This is a genomic window from Pseudomonas sp. K5002 (genome assembly GCF_013386655.1).
Taxonomy (GTDB): domain Bacteria; phylum Pseudomonadota; class Gammaproteobacteria; order Pseudomonadales; family Pseudomonadaceae; genus Aquipseudomonas.
In genome coordinates this window covers 1-4325 of sequence record NZ_JACARK010001118.1, presented here as the reverse complement: position 1 = coordinate 4325, position 4325 = coordinate 1, and the positions used below count along the sequence as shown (strand labels likewise).

Here is a 4325-nt window from a genome sequence, read left to right as displayed (position 1 = left end):
GTGGGCTGCAGGGTGCCCGCGAGCATTGCGCCCAGCAAGGACTTGCCCGTCCCGTTGGCCCCCACGAGGCCGGTCGCCCGGGCGCTGAAGGCATGGTTCAGATTGTCGAACAGGCTGCGTCCATCCGGCAGGCGGCAGGCGACATGGTCAAGGTGGAGCAATCGCTGGGTCATCACACGTCCTTATGCAACAGGCTGAAAAAAACCTCTGAACAGCATACCTGCCCTGGATACGGGCATTGAAACAATGCCAAACAGCCTTTTTCAGCCTACCTTGTAGGATCCTGCCACATCTTGCCGTTTGGTGATCAAGATTCCGGCACGTATGATGCATCCCAAACTCCCGCAGATTAGAAGCCTATGTCCCTGATAGTTCTACTGCTTCTGCCTTTTATCGGCAGCTGTCTGGCGGCCTTGCTGCCGCACAACGCACGCAACACAGAGTCCATGCTGGCCGGCCTTGTGGCCCTGGTCGGGACGGTTCAAGTCGCCCTGCTCTACCCCCAGATCGCCCATGGTGGCGTGATACGTGAAGAATTCATGTGGTTGCCCAGCCTCGGGCTGAACTTCGTATTGCGCATGGACGGTTTTGCCTGGTTGTTCTCGATGCTGGTGCTGGGCATCGGGACCCTGGTGTCGCTGTACGCCCGGTATTACATGTCGCCGGAAGACCCGGTGCCGCGCTTCTTCGCGTTTTTCCTGGCCTTCATGGGTGCGATGCTCGGCCTGGTGATCTCCGGCAACCTGATCCAGATCGTGTTTTTCTGGGAGCTCACCAGCCTGTTCTCGTTCCTGCTGATCGGCTACTGGCACCACCGCGCCGATGCCCGGCGTGGCGCCTATATGGCGCTGATGGTCACCGGCGCGGGCGGCTTGTGCCTGCTGGCGGGGGTGATGCTGCTCGGGCATATCGTCGGCAGCTACGACCTGGACCAGGTCCTGGCTGCCGGTGATCAAATCCGTGCCCATTCGTTGTACCCGATCATGCTCGCCCTGGTGCTGATCGGCGCCCTGAGCAAAAGCGCGCAATTCCCCTTCCACTTCTGGCTGCCCCACGCCATGGCTGCACCGACGCCGGTGTCGGCCTACCTGCACTCGGCAACGATGGTGAAGGCCGGCGTGTTCCTGCTGGCCCGCCTGTGGCCGTCGCTGTCCGGCAGCGAAGAGTGGTTCTGGATTGTCGGCGGTGCCGGCGCCATTACCCTGCTGCTCGGCGCTTATTGCGCCATGTTCCAGAACGATCTCAAGGGCCTGCTGGCCTACTCCACCATCAGCCACCTCGGGCTGATCACTTTGCTGCTGGGCCTCAACAGCCCGCTGGCCGCTGTCGCCGCCGTATTCCATATCCTTAACCACGCCACTTTCAAGGCGTCGCTGTTCATGGCGGCGGGGATCATCGACCACGAAAGCGGCACCCGTGACATCCGCAAGCTCAGCGGCCTGTTCAAGCTGATTCCGTTTACCGCCACCCTGGCGATGGTCGCCAGTGCGTCCATGGCCGGCGTGCCGCTGCTCAACGGTTTCCTGTCCAAGGAAATGTTCTTCGCCGAGACCGTATTTATCTCCGCCACCGCCTGGGTGGAAATCGCCCTGCCGGTCATCGCCACCATCGCCGGTACCTTCAGCGTGGCCTATGCCCTGCGCTTTACCGTGGATGTGTTCTTCGGCCCCAAGGCCACCAACCTGCCCCACACCCCGCACGAGCCGCCACGCTGGATGCGTGCGCCGGTGGAGTTGCTGGTGTTTACCTGCCTGCTGGTGGGGATTTTCCCGGCCCAGGTGGTCGGTTCGATCCTCGCCGCAGCGGCCCTGCCGGTGGTCGGCGGCGAACTGCCGGAATACAGCCTCGCCATCTGGCACGGCTGGAACGCGCCGATGATCATGAGCCTGGTGGCCATGTCCGGCGGCGTGGTGCTCTATCTGCTGCTGCGCAAGCAACTCAAGTTGGGCCGCTTCAAATACCCGCCGATCATCAGCTACTTCAATGGCAAGCGCGGCTTCGAGCGCTGCCTGGTGGTGATGATGCGCGGGGTGCGCAAGATCGAAAAACGCATCAGCACCAAACGCCTGCAAACCCAGCTGTTCCTGCTGGTGCTGGCGGCGGTGATCGCCGGGTTGATCCCGATGCTCTACAGCGGCATCAGTTGGGGCGACCGGCCGAAGATCCCGGGCTCCATCGTGTTCGTCACCCTGTGGCTGCTGGCAATCGCCTGCGCCCTGGGCGCCGCCTGGCAAGCCAAGTACCACCGGCTGGCAGCCCTGACCATGGTCAGCGTGTGCGGGATGGTGACCTGCGTGACCTTCGTCTGGTTCTCGGCGCCAGACCTGGCGCTGACGCAACTGGTGGTGGAAGTGGTCACCACCGTGCTGATCCTGCTGGGCCTGCGATGGCTGCCACGGCGGATCGAAGAAGTTTCCCCACTGCCCAGCTCGCTGCGCAAGGCACGCATCCGCCGCCTGCGGGACTTCCTCCTGTCCACCGTGGTCGGTGGCGGCATGGCGCTGCTCTCCTACGCGATGCTGACCCGCCAGACGCCCAACGACATCTCCTCCTTCTACCTCAGCCGTGCCCTGCCAGAAGGCGGTGGCAGCAATGTGGTGAACGTGATGCTGGTGGACTTCCGGGGCTTCGACACTCTCGGTGAAATCACCGTGCTCGGCGCCGTGGCGCTGACCGTCTACGCCCTGCTGCGCCGCTTCCGCCCGTCGAAGGAAAGCATGGAATTGCCCGCGCAACAGCGCCAACTGGCACCCGACGTGGCCACAGACCTGATCAACCCGCGCCAGGCCAGCGACACCGCCCTGGGCTTCATGATGGTGCCGGCGGTGCTGGTGCGCCTGCTGCTGCCGATTGCGCTGGTTGTCTCGTTCTACCTGTTCATGCGTGGGCACAACCAACCGGGCGGCGGGTTTGTCGCCGGCCTGGTGATGTCCGTCGCGTTCATCCTGCAATACATGGTCGCCGGTACCCAGTGGGTCGAGGCGCAGATGAGCCTGCGGCCGATGCGCTGGATGGGCTTTGGCTTGTTGTCGGCAACCCTGACCGGGCTGGGCGCACTGCTCGCCGGCTACCCGTTCCTCACCACGCACACCTGGCACTTCAGCCTGCCGGTGCTGGGGGACATCCACGTCGCCAGCGCGCTGTTCTTCGACGTCGGTGTGTACGCCATGGTGGTCGGCTCGACCTTGCTGATGCTCACCGCCCTCGGCCACCAATCGGTGCGCGCCCATAAACCCAGTAACCAGGCGAAAGCCGTTGCCAGCCCAGGAGGAGCCGCCTGATGGAAGAAGTCATCGCAATTGCCATTGGGGTCCTGGCGGCCTCCGGCGTCTGGCTGATCCTGCGGCCACGGACGTTCCAGGTGGTGATGGGCCTGTGCCTGCTCTCCTACGGGGTCAACCTGTTCATCTTCAGCATGGGCAGCCTGTTCATCGGCAAGGAGCCGATCATCAAGGATGGCGTGCCGCAAGACTTGCTCAACTACACCGATCCGCTGCCCCAGGCCCTGGTGCTGACGGCAATCGTGATCAGCTTCGCCATGACCGCACTGTTCCTGGTGGTGCTGCTGGCATCCCGGGGCCTGACCGGCACTGACCATGTGGACGGCCGGGAGCCCAAGGAATGACCTGGATGAATCAACTGATCATCGCGCCGATCCTGCTGCCGTTGCTGACCGCCGCGCTGATGCTGATGCTCGGCGAGAAGCACCGCCCGCTCAAGGCGCGGATCAACCTGTTCTCCAGCATGGTGGGCCTGGGCATCGCCGTGCTGTTGCTGTACTGGACCCAGAAAGGCGGCCCCGGCTCCATCGGTGTGTACCTGCCGGGCAACTGGCAGGTGCCGTTCGGCATCGTGCTGGTGGTGGACCAACTCTCGGCGATGATGCTGGTGCTCACCGGGATCATTGGCGTCAGCGCCCTGCTGTTCGCCATGGCCCGTTGGGACCGCGCCGGCACCAGTTTCCATGCGCTGTTCCAGATTCAGCTGATGGGCCTGTATGGCGCCTTTCTGACCGCCGACCTGTTCAACCTGTTCGTGTTTTTCGAAGTGCTGCTGGCGGCGTCCTACGGCCTGATGCTCCACGGTTCCGGCCGGGCGCGGGTGTCGGCGGGGCTGCATTACATCTCGATCAACCTGCTGGCCTCGACCTTGTTCCTGATTGGCGCGGCGCTGATCTATGGCGTCACCGGTACCCTGAACTTTGCCGACCTGGCACTGAAAATCCCCCTGGTGCCGGAAGCCGATCGCGGCCTGCTGCATGCCGGTGCGGGCATCCTCGCCGTCGCCTTCCTGGCCAAGGCCGGAATGTGGCCGCTGAACTTCTG

At 63.6% G+C, this 4325-nt stretch carries 3 protein-coding genes; all 3 read left to right on the top strand.

Annotated features, from left to right (window positions below; all coding sequences use genetic code 11):
- Nucleotides 1-359: 359 nt before the first annotated feature.
- Nucleotides 360-3281 (top strand): monovalent cation/H+ antiporter subunit A, encoded by a 2922-nt coding sequence (locus HX846_RS33885; RefSeq protein ID WP_177009145.1) that lies wholly within the window; start codon nucleotides 360-362, stop codon nucleotides 3279-3281.
- A complete protein-coding gene (locus HX846_RS33880; protein WP_003192163.1) occupies nucleotides 3281-3625 on the top strand; it encodes a Na+/H+ antiporter subunit C in 345 nt (114 codons plus the stop codon). Before HX846_RS33885 ends, HX846_RS33880 begins: the two co-directional genes overlap by 1 nt.
- The coding region (locus tag HX846_RS33875) for a proton-conducting transporter membrane subunit (RefSeq protein ID WP_306173190.1) at nucleotides 3622-4325 on the top strand (704 nt) is incomplete at its 3' end. The genes HX846_RS33880 and HX846_RS33875, both read left to right, overlap by 4 nt.